The sequence below is a fragment of the Sphingopyxis sp. genome (assembly GCF_036675685.1).
Classification (GTDB): domain Bacteria; phylum Pseudomonadota; class Alphaproteobacteria; order Sphingomonadales; family Sphingomonadaceae; genus Sphingopyxis.
The window spans coordinates 78,307-96,396 of sequence record NZ_JAKFEM010000017.1; the positions used below are offsets into that span (position 1 = coordinate 78,307).

The 18,090-nt window shown below is 65.6% G+C and carries 22 protein-coding genes; 2 read left to right on the plus strand and 20 right to left on the minus strand.

Going from position 1 to position 18,090, the window contains the following annotated elements:
- Positions 1–21 precede the first annotated feature (21 nt).
- The 5 genes from V6M50_RS08015 to glmU are packed head-to-tail and all read right to left on the minus strand — an operon-like array spanning position 22 to position 3,679.
- Positions 22–666 (minus strand): Pr6Pr family membrane protein, encoded by a 645-nt coding sequence (locus V6M50_RS08015; protein WP_332818075.1) that lies wholly within the window; start codon positions 664–666, stop codon positions 22–24.
- 1 nt (position 667) lies between these two features.
- Positions 668–982 (minus strand): hypothetical protein, encoded by a 315-nt coding sequence (locus tag V6M50_RS08020; RefSeq protein ID WP_332818028.1) that lies wholly within the window; start codon positions 980–982, stop codon positions 668–670.
- Positions 979–1,740 carry an ankyrin repeat domain-containing protein gene (locus tag V6M50_RS08025; RefSeq protein ID WP_332818029.1) on the minus strand — a complete coding sequence of 254 codons (762 nt, stop codon included), beginning with the start codon at positions 1,738–1,740 and terminating at the stop codon, positions 979–981. The genes V6M50_RS08020 and V6M50_RS08025 overlap by 4 nt, the downstream gene beginning before the upstream one ends.
- A 50-nt stretch (positions 1,741–1,790) precedes the next feature.
- Positions 1,791–2,327 (minus strand): GNAT family N-acetyltransferase, encoded by a 537-nt coding sequence (locus V6M50_RS08030; protein WP_332818030.1) that lies wholly within the window; start codon positions 2,325–2,327, stop codon positions 1,791–1,793.
- Between the two features lie 5 nt (positions 2,328–2,332).
- The gene (gene glmU, locus V6M50_RS08035; RefSeq protein WP_332818031.1) at positions 2,333–3,679 is read right to left on the minus strand and encodes a bifunctional UDP-N-acetylglucosamine diphosphorylase/glucosamine-1-phosphate N-acetyltransferase GlmU; all 1,347 of its coding nucleotides are present in this window, start codon (positions 3,677–3,679) and stop codon (positions 2,333–2,335) included.
- A gap of 59 nt (positions 3,680–3,738) precedes the next feature.
- Here glmU and V6M50_RS08040 point away from each other — a divergent pair, with 59 nt between their 5' ends.
- The gene (locus tag V6M50_RS08040) at positions 3,739–4,401 is read left to right on the plus strand and encodes an HAD-IA family hydrolase (RefSeq protein WP_332818032.1); all 663 of its coding nucleotides are present in this window, start codon (positions 3,739–3,741) and stop codon (positions 4,399–4,401) included.
- Positions 4,402–4,475: 74 nt separating this feature from the next.
- On the opposite strand, the gene V6M50_RS08045 is transcribed toward V6M50_RS08040, so the two are convergent.
- The 8 genes from V6M50_RS08045 to V6M50_RS08080 all read right to left on the minus strand — a co-directional run bounded on the left by V6M50_RS08045 (position 4,476) and on the right by V6M50_RS08080 (position 12,079).
- Positions 4,476–5,489 carry a nucleotidyltransferase domain-containing protein gene (locus V6M50_RS08045; RefSeq protein ID WP_332818033.1) on the minus strand — a complete coding sequence of 338 codons (1,014 nt, stop codon included), beginning with the start codon at positions 5,487–5,489 and terminating at the stop codon, positions 4,476–4,478.
- Positions 5,486–6,352: an HprK-related kinase A gene (locus tag V6M50_RS08050; RefSeq protein ID WP_332818034.1), complete on the minus strand. Its 867-nt coding sequence runs from the start codon at positions 6,350–6,352 to the stop codon at positions 5,486–5,488. The genes V6M50_RS08045 and V6M50_RS08050 overlap by 4 nt, the downstream gene beginning before the upstream one ends.
- Positions 6,349–6,630, minus strand: coding sequence for an HPr-rel-A system PqqD family peptide chaperone (locus V6M50_RS08055; RefSeq protein ID WP_332818035.1), 282 nt, complete (start codon positions 6,628–6,630; stop codon positions 6,349–6,351). Before V6M50_RS08055 ends, V6M50_RS08050 begins: the two co-directional genes overlap by 4 nt.
- Complete coding sequence (locus V6M50_RS08060) at positions 6,623–7,069, minus strand: MarR family winged helix-turn-helix transcriptional regulator (RefSeq protein WP_332818036.1); 447 nt, start codon at positions 7,067–7,069, stop codon at positions 6,623–6,625. The genes V6M50_RS08055 and V6M50_RS08060 overlap by 8 nt, the downstream gene beginning before the upstream one ends.
- Positions 7,070–7,153: 84 nt before the next feature.
- Positions 7,154–9,202: a TonB-dependent receptor gene (locus tag V6M50_RS08065; RefSeq protein ID WP_332818037.1), complete on the minus strand. Its 2,049-nt coding sequence runs from the start codon at positions 9,200–9,202 to the stop codon at positions 7,154–7,156.
- A complete protein-coding gene (maiA, locus tag V6M50_RS08070; RefSeq protein ID WP_332818038.1) occupies positions 9,199–9,831 on the minus strand; it encodes a maleylacetoacetate isomerase in 633 nt (210 codons plus the stop codon). Before maiA ends, V6M50_RS08065 begins: the two co-directional genes overlap by 4 nt.
- An 8-nt stretch (positions 9,832–9,839) precedes the next feature.
- Positions 9,840–10,868, minus strand: a complete 1,029-nt coding sequence (locus tag V6M50_RS08075) for an SO2930 family diheme c-type cytochrome (RefSeq protein ID WP_332818039.1) — start codon at positions 10,866–10,868, stop codon at positions 9,840–9,842.
- Positions 10,865–12,079 carry a parallel beta-helix domain-containing protein gene (locus tag V6M50_RS08080; protein WP_332818040.1) on the minus strand — a complete coding sequence of 405 codons (1,215 nt, stop codon included), beginning with the start codon at positions 12,077–12,079 and terminating at the stop codon, positions 10,865–10,867. Before V6M50_RS08080 ends, V6M50_RS08075 begins: the two co-directional genes overlap by 4 nt.
- Positions 12,080–12,174: 95 nt before the next feature.
- Here V6M50_RS08080 and V6M50_RS08085 point away from each other — a divergent pair, with 95 nt between their 5' ends.
- Positions 12,175–12,588, plus strand: coding sequence for a DUF2147 domain-containing protein (locus V6M50_RS08085; RefSeq protein ID WP_332818041.1), 414 nt, complete (start codon positions 12,175–12,177; stop codon positions 12,586–12,588).
- Positions 12,589–12,622: 34 nt separating this feature from the next.
- On the opposite strand, the gene V6M50_RS08090 is transcribed toward V6M50_RS08085, so the two are convergent.
- From V6M50_RS08090 to V6M50_RS08120, 7 genes are all read right to left on the minus strand, one after another.
- Positions 12,623–13,321, minus strand: coding sequence for an aspartate/glutamate racemase family protein (locus V6M50_RS08090; protein ID WP_332818042.1), 699 nt, complete (start codon positions 13,319–13,321; stop codon positions 12,623–12,625).
- Positions 13,322–13,449: 128 nt separating this feature from the next.
- Positions 13,450–14,961 carry an NAD(P)(+) transhydrogenase (Re/Si-specific) subunit beta gene (locus tag V6M50_RS08095; protein WP_332818043.1) on the minus strand — a complete coding sequence of 504 codons (1,512 nt, stop codon included), beginning with the start codon at positions 14,959–14,961 and terminating at the stop codon, positions 13,450–13,452.
- 1 nt (position 14,962) lies between these two features.
- Positions 14,963–15,244 (minus strand): proton-translocating transhydrogenase family protein, encoded by a 282-nt coding sequence (locus V6M50_RS08100; RefSeq protein ID WP_332818044.1) that lies wholly within the window; start codon positions 15,242–15,244, stop codon positions 14,963–14,965.
- A 164-nt stretch (positions 15,245–15,408) separates the two neighbouring features.
- Positions 15,409–16,029, minus strand: a complete 621-nt coding sequence (locus tag V6M50_RS08105) for a fasciclin domain-containing protein (protein ID WP_332818045.1) — start codon at positions 16,027–16,029, stop codon at positions 15,409–15,411.
- Positions 16,030–16,070: 41 nt separating this feature from the next.
- Complete coding sequence (locus V6M50_RS08110; protein ID WP_332818046.1) at positions 16,071–16,679, minus strand: fasciclin domain-containing protein; 609 nt, start codon at positions 16,677–16,679, stop codon at positions 16,071–16,073.
- 105 nt (positions 16,680–16,784) lie between these two features.
- Complete coding sequence (locus tag V6M50_RS08115; protein WP_332818047.1) at positions 16,785–17,906, minus strand: NAD(P) transhydrogenase subunit alpha; 1,122 nt, start codon at positions 17,904–17,906, stop codon at positions 16,785–16,787.
- Positions 17,907–17,916: 10 nt separating this feature from the next.
- A complete protein-coding gene (locus V6M50_RS08120) occupies positions 17,917–18,039 on the minus strand; it encodes an aa3-type cytochrome c oxidase subunit IV (protein WP_332818048.1) in 123 nt (40 codons plus the stop codon).
- Positions 18,040–18,090 lie beyond the last annotated feature (51 nt).

Here is an 18,090-nt window from a genome sequence, read left to right on the forward strand (position 1 = left end):
TCTTGATATCATATCATGGTATCAATGCAAGCCCGGCAAAGGAAGGAGTGTGCGACGGGCAAGCAACTTGTCGATCCAGAGGAACAGCAAGGAAATGAGCAGCACGCCGAGCAAGATCACCACGGCATTGACCAGAAACCGGGTGACGCCGAGCGCGGGCAGATCGAGGAAATAATAAGCGTACCAGCCATCGAAGGCGCCGCGGATCACCGCATAGGCGAAATAGGCCACCCCCGGCACCAACGCCCATAGCGCATCGCGCCGGCCGAGCGCGCCATGCGGCGCCGCGAGCCAGGCGAGCAGGTAGAGCAGCGGCACCGCGTCGTGGAGCATATGGTCGGCGACCGCCCCCCACCCCTCGGGGCTCCAGACATGGCGCAGCGCGAGCGAATAGGTGATGCCGACGAGCAGAATCGTGATCAGGGCCGCGAACCGTATGCGGGCGGATGCCAGTGCATGATCCGATGCGAGCACGGCAACGCTCGATACGATAGCCACAAGGAAATTGGCGAGGATCGTGAAAAAGCCGACGAAGCGCCAGATTGCGGCCGCGGCCGGCCGGCCTTCGTCGGCGAAGTTTCCGACGAGCAGGATCAGCTGGAGCGCCAGCGCCGCCCAGGCCGTGATCGCGGCAACGGCGTGCAACAGCGTCGCGCCGCGCGCCATCTCAGGCACGCGGGAAATTCCGGTCGACGAAAATATAGGCGAATTGCACCGGGTCGGCGGGTTGGCCATTCCCTTCCTCGAACCGCGCCTTGCCTTCGGTCCAGATTTTCCGGATCTGTGCCTTCAATTCGGGCGCGAATTTCATCTGCTTCTCGACGATCTGCTCCCAGTCTCCCGCCAGGCCGAAACTCTGCTCAAGCTGGGGCACCATCGCCTGGCAATAGGTTTCGGTCGCTTCGTCGAGGTGGCCGATCGCCTTCAGCACCCAGGCGTCGACAAACCGCAGGAAAGGCTTGTCGGTATAACGATCGGTCACTTTTTCTTCTCCGGATTTTTCGAAAGCGATAGCGGCAGATAGTCGCCGAGGATATTGCGTTCCATCCCATAGCCCCATCCCGCGCCATGGTCGCTGGTAATCCGCGCGACATGGCGGTCGGTGATGACATGGTCGCCGTACGCGAGCAATTGCAGGATTGCGCCGGGTCGCAAGTGGCGGCTTGCCCAGCCGAGCGGGGTGTCGCCATGTGCGTCGCGGCACTGCTTGTCCGCCCCGGCGCCCAGCAGCAACGCGATCGTCGCGGTGTCGGCATAGGCGGCGGCGAGATGGAGCGGATATTCGCCGCAGGTGCGGGCATCGCGCATGAAAGCGCCGGTTTCCCTGCCCGCGACCGTCGCGACATTCGGGTCGGCGCCATGGTCGAGCAGCAGCCGCACGGTCATCGCATAATGGGGACGGCCCGCCTTCGACAGCGCGGCGTGGAGTACGGTTTCGCCGGTTTCGGCGCCGCGCCAGTTCGGGTCGGCGCCGTGCTCGATCAGAAAATCGGCGACCTTCCAGTGGCCCGAAAAGGCGGCATTGCCGAGTTCGGCGCCGAGGTCGAGCTTCGCGAAGTCGGCGCCGGCATGGAGTGCGGCGCGGAGGCCGGTGGCGTCGCCATAATAGACGAGCCATTGCAGCGCGGACACGCGGCCGGCGGCTGCGCGTGCGCCGCCGCCGGGGCGGGCAAGCAGATCGACGATCAGGTCGGTCCGCCCCTTCGCGATCAGGTCGAGCAATTCGCCGTCTTCCATCATTCGCCTCCTGCCCGTTCGGCGGGTGCGGCGGTCATATCATCGCGGCACCGCTATGGCGACCGGCTCCATTCCTCGCGGAGCAGGCCGAAGATCAGCGAATCGCGTACCCCGATATGCGTCAGCCATTCGCCGCGCAGCCGCCCTTCGTGCTGGAAACCGAGATGTTCGAGCAGCGCGATCGACCCGCTGTTTTCAGGATCGGTGTCGGCAAAGATGCGGCGGAGGCCGAGATCGCCGAACGCATGATCGACGACACGGCCCACCGCCTCGCGCGCGATGCCGCCGCCCCATTTGTCACGGTGCAGGATATAGCCGATCTCGCCGACGCCGGGCTTGCCGTCCATCAGGATGACCCAGCCGAGCGCGGCATCGTCGCCGTCGATGGTGATCGCCCAGCAAAGCCAGCCCTGTCCCTCGGCCGCGTTGCGCGCGACGTAATCCACGGTCTCGGCCAGCGACTGGTGCGCCCCGCTCGACCACCAGGTCATCAGCTCGGCGTCGGACAGCACCGGGAACAGCGCCGCGGCATCGTCGGCGCGGAGCTGACGCAGCACGAGGCGCGCCGTGGTCAGCGTCGGCGCGGGCATGATAGCTACTTGCCCGCCTTTTTCTTCCGCATCGCATCATGGAAGCGGTCGGCCCAGCCGGGCTTGACGAGCTGCTCGCCGCGGACGAGGCGGAGCTCGCCGTCGGCAACGTCGAGAGTTACGGCGCTGCCCGCCGCGACGATCGCGTCGCGGCCGATCCTGACGGGCGCAATGAGTGCGCTGTTCGACCCGATGAAGGCATTTTCGCCGATCTCGGTCTTATATTTGAAATAGCCGTCGTAATTGCAGGTGATCGTGCCCGCGCCGATGTTCGCGCGCGCGCCCACGGTGACGTCGCCCAGATAGGTCAGGTGGTTCGCCTTGGCGCCATCGCCGAGAATCGCCTTCTTGGTTTCGACGAAATTGCCGATCTTTGCCTTCTCGCCGAGGATGGTGCCGGGGCGAAGACGCGCGAAGGGGCCGACTTCGCAGCCCGTACCGACGATGGCGCCTTCGATATGGCAATTCGCGCGGATCTTCACATTGTCCGCAATCTTCGCGCCCGGGCCGAAGAAGACATTGGGTTCGATCAGCACATCGCGGCCAAGCTCGGTATCCCAGGCGAACCAGACGGTATCGGGCGCGATCAGGCTGGCGCCGTCGGCCATGGCCTGCATACGGCGGCGGGCCTGCCACTCGCCTTCCATCGCTGCCAGCTCGCCGCGGCTGTTGATGCCCGCGACGTCATAGGGATCGGTAACGACGACCGCGCAATGGCGCCCGTCGGCGTTCGCGATATTGACGATGTCGACGAGGTAATATTCCTCGGCAGCATTGTCGTCGGTGACGCGCGCGAGCAGCGCAAACAGGTCGGCCGACTTCGCGGCCATCAGCCCCGAATTGCAGAGGCGCACCGCGCGCTCGGCCTCGGTTGCGTCCTTGTGCTCGACCATCTTGGTCACGCGATCGCCTTCGGTGATCACACGGCCATATTGCTGCGCATCGGCGGGCTCGAACGCGAGCACGACGACGGCGGGCGCGTCGGGGGCGTTGAGCCGGTCGATCATGGCGCGCATCGTCGCCGCGGGAACGAAAGGCACGTCGCCGTAGAGGATCAGCACATCGCCGTCGAAACCGGCCAGCGCCGCCTCGCCCTGCTGCACCGCGTGGCCGGTGCCGAGCTGCGGGTCCTGCACCGCCAGATCGGCGCTCCCCGCCAATGCCGCCTCGAGCTGGTCGGCCTTGTCGCCGACGATCACGACCTTCTTCGCGGGGCTGAGTTCGTCGACGCTCGCCATCAGGTGCAGCAGCATGGGGCGCCCGGCGATCGGGTGCAGCACCTTGTGCAGGTCGGACTTCATGCGGGTGCCCTTGCCCGCGGCAAGGACGATAGCGGCGATCTTGTTGCTCATGCACGTTGCCATGCCAGCAAATCATTGCGGTTTCCAGAGGATCGCGCCATGCGCGGCGGATGAACGGATTTCCTTTCGCGATCGTCGGCTTCGACCTCGACGGCACGCTCCTCGATACGCTCGGCGACCTTGCGGCAGCGGTCAATCATACGCTGGGGCTGATGGACCGCGCCCCGCTGGCCGAGGCGGCCGTGCGGCCGATGATCGGGCGTGGCGCGAAGCATATGCTCGAGGAAGGTCTGCGCGCGTCGGGCGGCGTCCCCGATGGCGCGGTCGAGCGGCTCTATCCCGAACTGCTCGATTTCTACGAAGCGCATATCGCGGTCCACAGCCGCCCCTTCCCCGGTGTGATCGCCGCGCTCGACCGGCTGGGCGCGCTGGGCGTGCGCACCGCGGTCGTCACCAACAAGGCCGAGCATCTGGCGCGCGTCCTGCTCGGCGAGTTCGGTCTTGCCGACCGAATGGCGGCGATCATCGGCGGTGACACGCTGGGTGTCCGCAAGCCCGCGCCCGAACCGATCCATGCCATGACCCAGCGATGCGGCGGCGGGCGCGCGGCCTTCGTCGGCGACAGCATCTATGATGTGATGGCCGCGAAGAATGCGGGCGTGCCGAGCGTCGCGGTCAGCTTCGGCTTTCTCGACCGCCCCGCGCCGGAGCTTGGCGCCGACCATGTGATCGATCATTTTGACGAATTGGTGCCGCTGCTCGAAACTTTGTGATCCCCGGCAAAAGCCGGGGTCCATTTCAACGGTAGCCGCTGGCCCCCGGCTCTCGCCGGGGAACAATATGGAGCTTAGCGCCTCCGCCACTTCGTCCAGAGATGCTTCGCGAGCATCGCGGGCGGCATGCGCAGCCAGTGCGAGCGGATGTAGAAAGCCTGTTCGAGCAGCGGGCCGGTCACACGGCCCCAGTCGTCGCGCGCGAAGAGGCGGCGGCGGAACCAGGCGTCGGTCGGCTCCTGCCGATCCCACCCGCTCGGCAGCGCCGCGCCATAGAGATCGCGCGCCAGCCGCGCGGCGCGGTGCACCGCGTCCTGCAAGCCGTGCAACGCCGCGCGCCCGTCGAGCTGGCCCCAGAAGCCCGCGTCGGCGGCCGCGAAGTCGCGGGTCATGGTGTGGAAATCCCAGAGGTTGCGAAGCCCGCCCTGCAGATCGCCGTCGGCCAGCATGTGCGCGGCGCAGTGGCATGCCATGTCAGTGGGAAGGAGTACCGCAAAGCCGCTCCCGGCCCCGACGGCATCGCTCATCAGCGCCAGTGCATCGGGGGTGATCCGGTGCGTGCGCGGTAATATCGTGTGGTGGACGTCGATCATGCGGTCGCGCACCTTGTGGATCAGCGGCGGCAGCTCGTGCATATGCTGACGGTAATAGGCGTCGTCATAGGGGTCGGACTTCACCCATTCCCACCCGGCCTTGAGCAGGTCGTTTTCGGCGCGGCGGATGTCGTGCGCTAGCACCAATATGTCGAGATCGCCGATCTGCCGCCCCGCGGCGCACGACATGCCGGCGGCGGCATAGGCCGCGCCCTTGAGCAGCACAAATTCGATTCCCGCCGGGGCGAGCGCGCGCCGTGCCATTTCGGCCTCCCACAGCGCCTGACGCTGCGCGACCGCGGCGGCAGCGCGCTGGTCGGCGAACAGCGCGGCGACGGCGGGGGGCAGGTCGGCGTCGGCAAGGCGGTGCGCGAGCGTCGCGAGCATCGCTTCGCTACGCGCGACGCCGATCACGCCATCCCAGTCCTGGGAGGCGAGGCTGCGCGCGTGACGCTGGCCGGCGAGCAGGTCGACGAAAGTCCGTACCGCGCTCATTTGGGCGTCTCCGCCCATAACTGCTCGACGAGCGCGATGCCGGTGGCGCCGTCGGGATAGGAGATGCCGAAAGCGGGCGTTTCGCGAACGAGCCGGGTCAGCGCGGCAAAGCCCGTTTCGCCGAGCGCGACATAGTTGGTCGACGCCTCGGTCAGGCGGACAAAGGCCTCGCCCTCGCCCATCGGTTCGATCGCCGCGTCACCACCGAAGCGCGGGAAGAGCAGCAGCGCGGGGCGCGCGGGCTCGTGCATCGCGGCGATCGCTTCGGCGCGCGGGATAAGATGGCGAATATCGCCCTTCGGCGTTCCCGCAAGCAGCGGCCCAAGCCGCGCCGCATCGACCCGCGCCGCGACCTCGGCAATCGCTTCATTCTTCAGGCTGACCGCGCGGGGAAAGGCCAGCGCGTCGCCGCCGACCGGATCGATCAGCGTGAACTCGTCGCCCATCAGCCGCCAGTCGCTTTCGCCCAGCAAGGCGGCGAGGGTCGACTTTCCCGACCCCGATTCGCCCGACATCAACAGCGCGCGGCCGTCCTTTTCCACCGCGCTCGCGTGGAGCAGCATATGCCGCCGCCAGCCGAGCGCGACCTGCAGGTTCATCCCCATCTCGGCCGCGAGCAACCCCATCGAGAGCGGCAGCGGCAGCGCGTCGGGAACGATGAAGTCGCCGCCGATATGCACCGAGGGGCGCAGCCAGCGCCGCCACGGCCGCGCCGCGAACAGCCGCACCGTCGCCTCGGCGGGGCGCGCGTCGTCCTGCGGATAGCCGGCGTAGAGACGGCCCAGCGCCGCGATCGGTTCCGCCCAGTCGCTGCCGATGCGGAACTGAACCGGGCCGACCGCGATGCGTATGCTGTGCCTCACGCGCGCTCCACCAGCCCCATCGCGGCAAGCTCGCCGAGCCGTTCGGCGAGGATCGGCCGGGCGTCGTCGGCGCTATCGAAGTCGAATGTTGCGGCCAGCCGGGCCGCAAGCATCGCCGCGTCGCACGCGTCGACACCCATCGCATCGAGGATTTCAGGGATCGGCGAGACGACGAGATGCGTCTGCATCGACCGGCGGTCGAAGATGGCTGTCAACTCGCCCAGCGGCTCGACGCGCAGCGCGCCCGGCGGCGCGGCGCGGTAGGAGCGATCAGCCATAATCTTCAGCGGCGGCGGTCAGCTTGGCAAGGATACGCATGAGCGCGGCACGCTCGTCGGCGCTGATATTCGATTCGAGCTGCGTCTCGCTCGCCAGCGCGGCGGGGACAATGGCATCGTAGAGCGAGTAGCCCGTTTCGGTGAGCTCCAGATGGTGCGAACGCCCGTCGGCCTCGTGCGCCTGGCGCGCGATCAGATGCCGATCGGCGAGCGCCTTGGCCGCGCGGTTCACGGTGACCTTGTCCATGCGCGTCGCCTCGACCAGCTCGCGCTGCGTCTTTGGCTGGCCTTCGCCGAGCACCGCCATCAGCCGCCATTCGGGAATCTTGAGCCCAAAGCGATTCTCATATTCGGCGGCAATCCGGCTCGACAGGGCATTCGATGCGATGGACAGGCGGTACGGCAGGAAATTATCGAGATTCAGTTTCTTCGCGGCCATGCCTTCGTAACCCCCAACACCCTGTCCGGTCGCGACTATCCTATAGCCTGTTTCGGGTCTGTGAAGGCCGGAACGATGCGAAATTCAGAAAGAAACGCGCGCGCCGATCCACAGCGTCCGCGGCGTCGCGCGTTCGACGATCCCCGACGACGAGATCGCGGCGGGCACCAGCTTGTCGAACAGATTCTCGCCGCGCGCCTCGATACTGACCGCCTCGGCAAGCCGCCACGACAGCCCGGCGTCGAGCGTCAGCGCGTCACCGAGCTCGAGCAGGCCGAGGTCGTCCTCATTCTGCTTGCCGACATAGCGCAGCGTCGCGAAACCGCCGAACGGGCCACTCGCGTTGCTGCGCAGCGACACGCTGCCGCCATGCTTCGCAATCTGCGCCGGGCGGCGGCCATCGAGCGCAAGCGCCCCGCCCGAAGCGTCGACTTCGGCATCGGTGAAGGCATAGGTGGCACGCAGCGTTGCCGGACCGATCCGCTGCTCGGCGGAAAGCTCGATCCCCTTGCTGTCGATCGCGTCGAGATTCTGCCTCTGGTTGAGGTTAGGAGCGAGCGTGACATTGGCGATTGCGTTCGTCAGATGGTTGGCGAAGAGGGTCGCCGACAGCTTGGTATCGCCAGTGTCCCAATCGATCCCGACCTCGCCGCCCCACAGCCGTTCGGGTTTGAGTGCGGCGTTCGCGGTCGTCACCTCGGCGCCGACGCGGAACGGGCGATAGAGTTCGTTGAGCGTCGGCAGGCGCCAGCCGCGATAACCCGCGGCGCGCAGCGAGAACGCATCCGAGGTCCAGCGCACCCCCGCGCGGCCGCTGCTTTCCCACCCTTGCCGCGCCGCAAAACGCACGTCGGTGACGACCGGGCCGGCGATATTGCGCTCGAGCCGAAACCCCTCACCCAGCCACCAGCGATCGACACGGCCGCTGAGCGTCCAGAGGAAGCCGTCGCCCGGATCGCCCGACGTCCATTCGGCAAAGGCGCCGACCGTGTCGCTGCTGCCGCCGGCGATGCGGTGGCGACCGGGCACACCAGCGGTGAAAAAGAAATCCTCCTCGGTCCGGCCCGTGGTGCGGCGCCAGTCGGTGCCGAGACGGAGTGGGTTTGCGCCGCCGATCTCGGGACGAAATTCGAACCGGGCGCCAAGACCTGTCGCCGGCACCCGCTGGAAGAGCGCAGGCGCAACGCTGTTCCGGCCCGCCGCCACACTCGCGAAGCCGCTGTCGAAGTCGCGCAATTGGACATAGGCGAGCGCGAGCCATTGCCCGGCGCCCGCCGGATCGTGGACGACGCGCAGGCTGGCATCGAGGCCATCGACCTTGCTGGTCGTAAAGTCGGTCCCGCGGTCGCGCCGGTCGGAAAAGCCGCGCACGCTGGCTTCGATCCGGCTGTCGTCGCCGGCGTCGAAGCGCAGGCGCAGGCCGAGCCCGCCCTGCTCGTAGGGCGCCGCGCGATCGACCGCGCCGCGCTGGCCCTTGGCAATGGGAATGAAGCCGTCACCGCGGCTGTAGCGTCCATCGACCGCGACCTGACCGCTGCCCAATTTGCCGCCGACCGACGCCGACGCGTCCCAGCTATCGCGGCTGCCATAGGCGAGACTGGCGGTCGCACCGTCGGTCAGCGTCGAATAGAGCGCGATCGTTCCCGCAAGCGCGCCCGGTCCGTCGGCACCGCTGCCACCGCCGCGCGTGATCGCGATGCCGCCAAGGTTGATCGAATCATAGGCGGACCACGCGACCCAGCCGCCAAACGGATCGGCCTGCGGGACGCCATCGAGCGTGACGAGCGCACGGCTCGACGCGTTGCCGCCGAGGCCGCGCAGGGTCGCGCCCTGGCTGGTCGGATGCGCCGAACGGGCGTCGGAACGCCGGAACTGGACCAGGCCCGCCTCGTCGCGCAGCCGGTTCTCGACGCGCGCGCCCAGGCCGGGGGCGAGATCGCGAAGCAGCGCAATGGCTTGGACCGCATCGCCCGCCGACGGCGTCAGCGCGCCTGCGCCGACAACCACGATTTCCTGCGGATCGACCTTTCCGACATTGCAAAGACAGACGTCGGGGTCTTCGTCCCCGGCCTGTTGCGCCATCGCCGCCGCCGGCAGCGCCAGCGCGAGGGTCCCCGTCAGAAGGCGGATCACGCGGGCTTCACCGCGTCGGGGTGGGCTTTCTGGAACGCATCCAGTTCCATGCACGCGGCATCGATTTCGACCAGCCGCGGATAATCGCCCAGCGGCACCTCGAAGCGCCGCGCATTATAGATCTGCGGCACCAGGCAGCAGTCGGCGATCCCCGGTGTCTCGCCGCCGAGATAGGTGCCCTCGCCCACCATCGCCTCCAGCGCCTCGAAGCCCTGCGCGATCCACGTCGCGATCCAGCGATCCTTGGTCTGCTCGTTGAGCCCGAGGTCCTTGGTCAGATATTTGAGGATGCGGAGATTGTTGAGCGGATGGATGTCGCTCGCGATCACCTGTGCCTGCGCCAATGCCACCGCGCGCGGCATCGCTTCGTCGGGGATCAGGCGCGGTTCGGGGTAGGCACGGTCGAGCCAGTCGATGATCGCCATGCTCTGGATGATCGGCTCGCCGTCGACCACCAGCATCGGGACGAAACCCTGCGCATTCTGCTCGAGGTACGCGTCACTGCGCTGCTCGCCCGCGATCAGGCTGATCTCGACGCGCTCATAGGACAGGTCTTTCAGGTTCATCGCGATACGGACGCGAAAGCTGGCCGAGGAGCGGAAATAGTCGTGGAGGACGAGTTGGGTCATGGCGCCGTCTAATGCGATGCTTTCGGCATCTCCGCAATCCATTGCCGCAGCAAGGCCGCGCCTTCCTTGTGCACCGTCGATCGGCCGACTTCGGGCATCGCGATGCCGGGGTCGGTGCTTTCGAGGCGATAGATCAGGAAGCTGTGGTCGGGGTCGCCCGGCGCAATCGCGAAATCCATCCCGCCGCTGCCGCGCCCCGCCGCGGTCGGACGCTTGCCGAGACCGAAATTGACGCCGGTCGGGTCGTCGGTCCAGCGCAGGAACAACCCGCTGTTCGACGCACTTCCGCCCGGATTGTGACAATGCGCGCAATTGACATCGAGATAGGCGCGCGCGCGATCGGCGACGCTGCCCGACTTGGGATCGTCCCACTGTGGCATCGTCGGTTTCAGCGCCGCGGGGTTGTCGAAATACAGGCCGCGAAGCTGGCTGGAGGCCGCGGGGTCGAGGATAAAATTCCGCACTTTCGGTCCGATCGGCACAATCTCGCCGTTCAGGCTGTGGCATTCCTTGCACTGGTTCTTGTTCGGCACCGCATAACGAATGCTGTGCGTCTCGCCATCGGGGCTCTTGAAGCTCACCGGAACCCGGCGCCCGCCCAGCGCGAGCGTCGCATCCTTGCCGTCGGCGTCCCAGATATAGGGCAGCGCGGTCCAGCCGCCCGCGCGGCGGATCAGCAGCCGTGTCTCGACCGGGCGCCCGTCGTTGACGTCGCTCCAGCCGAAGCTTTTGACGAGCACCGTTCCCACAGGAAAGTCGATTACTCCGTCGGCGAGTATTTTTGCGTTCTTCCCCATGGGGATCGAAATAAAGCGATACTTGTCGGTATAATCGCTGAACAGCGGCGCGCGCAGCGTATAGCCGACGCCCGTCGACGGCATTTTGGGGTCGTTGCCGCGAAACAGTCCGAACGCCGACAGTTTCGGCGGCATCGCGTCGCTGTCGATCACCTCTTGGCTGACGCCGGCCAATGGCACCGCCACCGCCACCCCGGCACAAAGCAGCGCCGCGGCCAGCGCGGCAAATGCACGTCTCACCGGACCTTCGCCTCCATTGCTTCGGGCAGCTTGATCGTCGGCAAGGCCGCGGGCGGTGTGCCCTTCGACAGATCGGCGGGCGACGGCTTTGCTTGGCTCTGCGGCGTTGCGACGTCGGGCAGGTTCAGCGACAGCACGCCGACCTTGTCGAGTATGATCGCATCGCCCGCGCCGTCCCACAGCACCGGCGGGATCGTCCCGCCGAACGCCGCGGCAATCTCTGCGCCGCCCGGAAAGGCCGGGGCATAGCCCGCCTTGCCATGCTGGTTGCCGCGCACGACGATCGCCCTCGGCAGCGGCTGATATTTCGGATCCTTATGCTCATAGCGATAGCCGACGATCATCACGTTCGCGGTGCCGTTCTGGTCGAACACATTGTCGAATATCTCGACATTGCGGTTCGCCATGATCAGCACGCCGGTGCCGGTCGGCACGCTTGCGACAATATTGCCCTTGGGCGCGAAGTTCGGGACGCTGTTATCGCTGACGACGTTCGAAAAGACGCGGACATTGTGCCCGCCCTGCATCGGCAGGCTGGGCAGGTCGAACACCAGGATGCCGCCGGTGTTCCGGTTCGCAACATTGTCGTGAACGTCAGCGTCATAGCTGTTCTCGATCTCGATCCCCGCGACATTTTCGGTGGCGATCGATTCGCGCACGACAATATTCTTCGACTGGCCGACATAGATGCCCGCATCCGACGCGCCGCGGACATAGACGCTGTCGATCAGCACGTCGCTGCTTTCGACGGGGTAGATGCCATAGGCGCCGTTGGTCGCCCTCGGCCCCGCGGTCCATTCGACGCGCAGCTTGTGATAGACAATGCGGTCGGCGCCCTTCGATTTGATGCCGTCGCCCTTGGTGTTGAGCACCGCGAATTCGGTCAGGAAGACATCGTCGGAGGTGACGAGCAGCCCCTCGCCCGCGCCCTGCTGGCCCGCAAAGTCGAGGATCGACCCGCCCTCGCCCGTCCCGGCGCCGCGCAGCGTCACATTGGCGACGTCGAGCGACAGGCCGTCGGTCAGCTTCCAGACGCCCGCACCCAGTTCCACCACATCGCCAGGCTCGGCTAGAATCAGCGCCTCCTGCAGCTTTTCGTTGGCGTCGGGCGTTGTTGCACTGACGCTGATCGTCTTTGCGGCCGCCGGACCGGCGGCAAAGGCCGCAACGAAGCCGAGCATCGCCGCGTGGCGCAGGCCTTGGAATCGCATCACTCTCTCCCTTGTTTTGGGCGAGCATGCGGCAAGACTTGACGGATGCCAAGCGATGTTGCTGACAGGCATGTAGCTAACCGGGGAGAGGTCGCTTGATTCACAGATTATCGTTGGCGCTTGTCGCCTTGATTGCCGTTCCGTCGATGGCGGCGGCGCCCGCGCCGCTTGCCGGGCGCTGGAAAACCGACGACGGCAAGGGCATCGTCGTCATGGCCGCGTGCGGCGACAAGATGTGCGGGCGCATCGAGCGTATCCTGCTCAAGCAGCCCGCCGGGGGCCAGCTCGATGAGCGCAATCCCGACAAATCCAAGCGCAGCCGCAAGATAACGGGCCTGCAAATCTATTGGGACCTCGCCCCGCACGGCGACGGCTGGAAAGGCGAAGGCTATAGCCCCGAGGACGGTCGCTATTACAAGGCGCATCTGCGCGTGAAGGGCAACAAATTGACGATGAAGGGCTGCGTTGCGGTCTTTTGTCGCACGGTGACGTGGACGAAGATGGCATGATGAGTTCCCCTCCCGCTTGCGGGAGGGGAGAAGATCAGCCCTCGCCGCCCAAAATCCAGTCGACGCCCGCGGCGACATGGATGCGCGTGGTGTCATAGATCGGCAGCACGTTCGCATCCGCATCGACGAGCATCACCAGTTCGGTGCACGCCAGGACAATCGCCTGAATATCCTGCTTCGCGACATCGGTGATGAAGGTCTTCATCGTGCGACGCGAACTTTCATTCACCTTGCCCAGCATCAGTTCTTCATAAATGATCCGGTCGATCTCGTCGGCGCGGGTCGTGTCATAAGGGGCGAGCGTCAGCCCGTGGCCGACCAGCCGCTGGCGGAACCAGGCTTCGGTCATCACGTTGCGCGTGCCGATCACCGCCGCCGCCTTGACCCCGTCGGCCTTCATCTTCTCGCCGGTTTCGTCGACGATGTGCAGGATCGGGATCGAAATCGCCCCTGCGACGTCTTCGGCCACCTTGTGCATCGAATTGGCCGCGATCATCAGCGCGGTCGCGCCCGCCGCCTCGAGCCGCCGCGCCGAGGCGATCAGCACCTCCTTTGCATGCGCCCATTGCTCAGGCGTCGTGATGCGCGACAGCTCGCAATAGTTGAGGCTTTCCATCAGGATCGGCGCCGAACAGGCGGTACCGAGGCGCTTTTGCACGCCCTTGTTGAGGTGGCGGTAATAAAGCTCGGTCGATGCCCAGCTCATTCCCCCGATCAGGCCGATTTTGCGCATTTTATCTCCAGAAAAACAAAAATCCGTTCGCCCTGAGCTTGTCGAAGGGCTGTTCTTCCACCCGGTAGAGGAAAAAACAGTGCTTCGACAAGCTCAGCACGAACGGTGTTTTGATCGGACCGTCGGATTTAGTGCCCGCTACCGCTCAGCGCCTTGACGATGTCGTCGGCCATCTTCTTGGCATCGCCGAGCAGCATCATCGTCTGGTCCATGTAGAATACGTCGTTGTCGACGCCGGCGTAACCGACCCCACCCATCGAGCGCTTCACGAACAATACGGTCTTCGCCTTTTCGACGTCGAGCACCGGCATGCCATAGATCGGCGAGGTCTTGTCGGTCTTCGCCGCCGGGTTGGTCACGTCGTTGGCGCCGATGACGAAGGCAACGTCGCACTGCGCGAATTCGCCGTTGATGTCCTCGAGCTCGAACACCTCGTCATAGGGGACGTTCGCCTCGGCGAGCAGGACGTTCATATGGCCGGGCATGCGCCCTGCGACCGGGTGGATGGCATATTTGACATTGACGCCTTCCTTCTTGAGCTGGTCGCCCATCTCGCGCAGCGCATGCTGCGCCTGCGCCACCGCCATACCGTAACCGGGGACGATGATGACGTTTTCGGCCTGGCTCATCAGGAAGGCAGCGTCTTCGGCGCTGCCGGGTTTCCATGGCCGCTGTTCCTTCGATCCGCCGGCCCCTGCTGCCGCATCGTCACCACCGAAGCCGCCCGCGATCACGCTGATGAAGCTGCGGTTCATCGCGCGGCACATGATGTACGACAGGATCGCACCCGACGAGCCGACGAGCGCGCCGGTAATGATCATCGCGGTGTTGCCGAGGGTGAAACCCATCGCCGCCGCGGCCCAGCCCGAATAGCTGTTGAGCATCGACACGACGACCGGCATGTCGGCGCCGCCGATCGGGATGATCAAGAGGAAGCCGATGGCGAAGCTAAGCCCGGTGACAGTCCAGAACACCCACGGGCTTTGGTCGAAGGTGAAATAGGCGACGAGCCCGATGATCGCGGCGAGCGTCGCAAGGTTGATGGCATGGCGCCCCGGCAGCATGATCGGCGCACCCGACATATTGCCGTTGAGTTTCAGGAAGGCGATGACCGATCCCGAGAAGGTGATCGCGCCGATCGCGATGCCAAGGCCCATTTCGATCCGGCTGACGGTGAAAATCTCGCCCGCAGCATCGGCAATGCCGAACGCCTGCGGGTTGAGATAAGCGGCCGCAGCGACCGCGACCGCAGCGAGGCCGACAAGACTGTGGAAGGCCGCGACGAGCTGCGGCATCGCGGTCATCGCGATGCGACGCGCCATCACGATGCCAATGACAGCGCCGATCGCGATCGCGACCAAAATCTCGATAAATGCTGTGCTGTCGAAGCGCCACACATAGGAATCGGGACCAAAGGTGTCGGTTGTTCCAGGTAAATGCGTGACCAGCGTGGTCACGACCGCGATCGCCATGCCGATCATACCGAACCGATTGCCACGCTGCGCCGACGCCGGGCTGGCCAAGCCGCGAAGCGCGAGGATGAAGAAGACGCCCGCTACCAGATAGGCGACGGCGGCCCAGGGATTGACCGCGAGGCCGTGTCCGCCGGTCGCGGCGGAAAGGATCGACTGAAACTCCATCTCAGCGCTCCTTCTTCTTGTACATCGCCAGCATGCGCGCGGTGACGGCAAAGCCGCCGAAGATGTTGATGCTCGCCATCACGACCGCGGCAAGACCGAGCCATTTCGACGCCGCAGATCCTGCGGCGGCGCTGGCGATCAGCGCGCCGACGATGATGACCGACGAAATGGCGTTGGTGACACTCATCAGCGGCGTGTGCAGCGCCGGGGTCACCGACCAGACGACGAAATAGCCAACGAAACAGGCCAGGACGAAAATCGAAAAAATGGCGATGAAATCCACGGCGCGCTCCCCTGCTGATTCCGCGAGCGCACCTCTTGCCGTGGCGATGCTGGCCTGTCGACTCCTAAGCGGTCAAAAAAATGGGCCCGCATTCTCCAAAAGCGAGAAATGCGGACCCATCGGGACATAAAATGTCGTGAAGCCGGTCAAACCGGCCCCATCGCTTACATTTTCGGGACGAGCACCGCGTCGACGACGTGGATTACGCCATTCGACTGACCCACATCGGCCTGCGTGATCGTCGCCTTGTTGCCGCTGGCGCTGGTCAGGACAATCGCATCGCCGCTCTTCGTCGCGGTGATATCCTGTCCGTCAGCAGTCTTCAGCACGGCCTTGCCACCGCCTTCGGCAATCTTGGCGGTCAGTTCGGCCGCGGTCAGCTTGCCCGGGACGACATGATATTTGAGGAGGCCGGCCAGCACGACCTTCTGTGCCGGGCGCATCCAGCCTTCGCGCGTCTGCGGCGCGACCTGGTTGAAGGCATCGTCGGTCGGCGCGAAGACCGTGAACGGACCCGCGCCCGCCAGCGTCTCGACCAGCCCGGCCTGTTTCACCGCGGCAACCAGCGTCTTGTGGATCGGCGAGGCCGAGGCGTTTTCGACGATGTTTTTCGTCGGCAGCATTTCGGCGCCGCCGACCGTCGGGTTCGCGCTCGTCGTGTCGGCCGCCGGCAGCGTCTCCCCACCCGCGACGGTGGTCGTCTCGGTCGGCGTTTCGGGTTTGCTGTTGCAGCCGGCGAGCGCCAGCGCAGCCGCTGCGGTCGTCACTATCAGGCGGATTTTCATTGTCTTCTCTCCTTATGACAAACGAACGCAGCGGCAGCAGGTCAGCCGAGGGTCGGCATCAGCACGCCGTTGATGACGTGGATGTTTCCGTTCGACTGTTCGACGTCGGGCTGTGTGATAAAACCGCTGCTGCCCTGCGTTCCGTCGACCTTGATATTGCCCTGCACCTCGGTGAAGGTCAGCGTCTCGCCTTCGACGGTCGTCAGCGTCGCCTTGCCGCCGCCGGTCTTGATCTTGGTAAAAATATCCTCGGCGGTCACGCGGCCGGGGACGACGTGATAGGTCAGCACCTTGGCGAGCGATTCGGTGTTGTTCGGATCCATCAGCCACTGCGTCATCGGCTGCGGCACCGCGGCAAAGGCCTGGTCGGTCGGGGCGAAGATCGTGAAGGGCTGGCCGGCCAGCTTCTCCGAAACACCGGCCGCGGTCAGCGCCGACGCGAGCGTCTTGTGATCGGGCGATTTCGCAGCGATTTCAGCAGCGATGCCGGTCGGCTGCGCGGGTGCGGCGGGGGCTGCCGGAGCAGCGGGTGCGGCCTCGGCAGGCGCGGTCTCGGCCGGTGCGGGGGGAGCCGTCTCTTCCTGCGCATAAACGGGCGACAGGGTAGCGAGGACAAAAAGGGGAGTGGCGAAAAGCTTCGCAGGCAACATCAATCATTCTCCAGTCGGTTGATAATCAGGGTGGAAGGCCCTGAACGTATACTAACCGGAGAAAGTTTCATGAAAAGACCGAAATTGGCCGTTTCGTGACGATTTTCAGCTCAGAAGCCGCTCGTTCACGACCTTGCCGCCCTGCGTCAGCCGCACCGCATTGCCGATTTCCTCGTCGAGCACGGGCTTGCCGGCTTCCTTGTCCCAGAAGGCCGAGAGGAAGTTGAACAGGTTGCGGCTGAACAGCGCGCTCGTGTCGGCGGGCATCAGCGCCGCGATATTCTTCGCGCCGATCACGGTGACGCCGTGGATGCGTTTCGCCTCGCCCGAGACCGAGCCTTCGACATTGCCGCCGCTTTCGGCGGCCATGTCGACGATCACGCTGCCCGTCCGCATCGTCGCGAGCTGCGCGTCCGAGATCAGCCGCGGCGCGGGGCGTCCCGGGATCAGCGCGGTGGTGATGACGATGTCCTGCTTGGCGATGTGCGACGACACGAGTTCGGCCTGCGCCGCCTTATACTCGTCGGACATTTCGGTGGCATAACCACCCGCGCCCTCGCCCTCGATCCCCGCAACGGTCTCGACGAAGATCGGCTTGGCGCCGAGCGACATGATCTGCTCTTTCGTGGCCGCGCGCACGTCGGTCGCGCTGACCTGTGCGCCGAGGCGGCGTGCGGTCGCGATTGCCTGCAGCCCGGCGACGCCGACGCCCATCACAAATGCCTTGGCGGCGCTGACGGTGCCCGCGGCGGTCATCATCATCGGAAAAGCACGGCCATAGGCGTTCGCCGCGATCAGCACCGCTTTGTAGCCCGCGAGATTCGCCTGGCTCGACAATATGTCCATCGACTGCGCGCGCGTGATGCGCGGCATGAATTCCATCGCCAGCGCATCGAGCCCGAGCTTGGCATATTCGTCGACGCGCGCACGCTCGCCGAACGGGTTGAGCCCGGCGACGAGCCAGGCGCCGTCGGCAAAACCCGTCAAACCCTTGGGATCGGGTCCCTGGATCGCGAGGATGATGTTCGCACCCTTCAGCGCATCGGCGCGGCTGCCGACCTTGGCACCCGCGGCGCTATAATCGGCATCGGCGATCGAAGCTTGCTCGCCCGCTCCCGATTCAACGGCAACTTCGGCGCCCAGGCCAATGAATTTCTTCACGGTTTCGGGCGTGGCGGCGACGCGGGTCTCGCCGTCGGCGAGCTCCTTCAGAACAGCGATGCGCATGCCGGTCCGGTCAGGACGCGATGAGGAGAACGACGCCGATGACGACGACCGCGGTGATGATCGACCCGACCTTGAACAGGTTGATGAAACCCGCGTAGGTTTCCTCGGCTGCCTTCATTTCCTGCTGTGCCATCGCTTTTCCCCTTCAGCCGCCGTTTCGGATGGATCCAGACGCGCCGCGCCT

Bases quoted from the DNA above. Each gene is read 5' to 3' on its own strand.
- V6M50_RS08015 (WP_332818075.1), bottom strand. From the start codon at position 666: ATGGCGCGCGGCGCGACGCTGTTGCACGCCGTTGCCGCGATCACGGCC.
- V6M50_RS08025 (WP_332818029.1), bottom strand. From the start codon at position 1,740: ATGATGGAAGACGGCGAATTGCTCGACCTGATCGCGAAGGGGCGGACC.
- V6M50_RS08030 (WP_332818030.1), bottom strand. From the start codon at position 2,327: ATGCCCGCGCCGACGCTGACCACGGCGCGCCTCGTGCTGCGTCAGCTC.
- glmU (WP_332818031.1), bottom strand. From the start codon at position 3,679: ATGAGCAACAAGATCGCCGCTATCGTCCTTGCCGCGGGCAAGGGCACC.
- V6M50_RS08040 (WP_332818032.1), top strand. From the start codon at position 3,739: ATGAACGGATTTCCTTTCGCGATCGTCGGCTTCGACCTCGACGGCACG.
- V6M50_RS08045 (WP_332818033.1), bottom strand. From the start codon at position 5,489: ATGAGCGCGGTACGGACTTTCGTCGACCTGCTCGCCGGCCAGCGTCAC.
- V6M50_RS08055 (WP_332818035.1), bottom strand. From the start codon at position 6,630: ATGGCTGATCGCTCCTACCGCGCCGCGCCGCCGGGCGCGCTGCGCGTC.
- V6M50_RS08060 (WP_332818036.1), bottom strand. From the start codon at position 7,069: ATGGCCGCGAAGAAACTGAATCTCGATAATTTCCTGCCGTACCGCCTG.
- maiA (WP_332818038.1), bottom strand. From the start codon at position 9,831: ATGACCCAACTCGTCCTCCACGACTATTTCCGCTCCTCGGCCAGCTTT.
- V6M50_RS08080 (WP_332818040.1), bottom strand. From the start codon at position 12,079: ATGCGATTCCAAGGCCTGCGCCACGCGGCGATGCTCGGCTTCGTTGCG.
- V6M50_RS08090 (WP_332818042.1), bottom strand. From the start codon at position 13,321: ATGCGCAAAATCGGCCTGATCGGGGGAATGAGCTGGGCATCGACCGAG.
- V6M50_RS08095 (WP_332818043.1), bottom strand. From the start codon at position 14,961: ATGGAGTTTCAGTCGATCCTTTCCGCCGCGACCGGCGGACACGGCCTC.
- V6M50_RS08105 (WP_332818045.1), bottom strand. From the start codon at position 16,029: ATGAAAATCCGCCTGATAGTGACGACCGCAGCGGCTGCGCTGGCGCTC.
- V6M50_RS08110 (WP_332818046.1), bottom strand. From the start codon at position 16,679: ATGTTGCCTGCGAAGCTTTTCGCCACTCCCCTTTTTGTCCTCGCTACC.
- V6M50_RS08115 (WP_332818047.1), bottom strand. From the start codon at position 17,906: ATGCGCATCGCTGTTCTGAAGGAGCTCGCCGACGGCGAGACCCGCGTC.
- V6M50_RS08120 (WP_332818048.1), bottom strand. From the start codon at position 18,039: ATGGCACAGCAGGAAATGAAGGCAGCCGAGGAAACCTACGCGGGTTTC.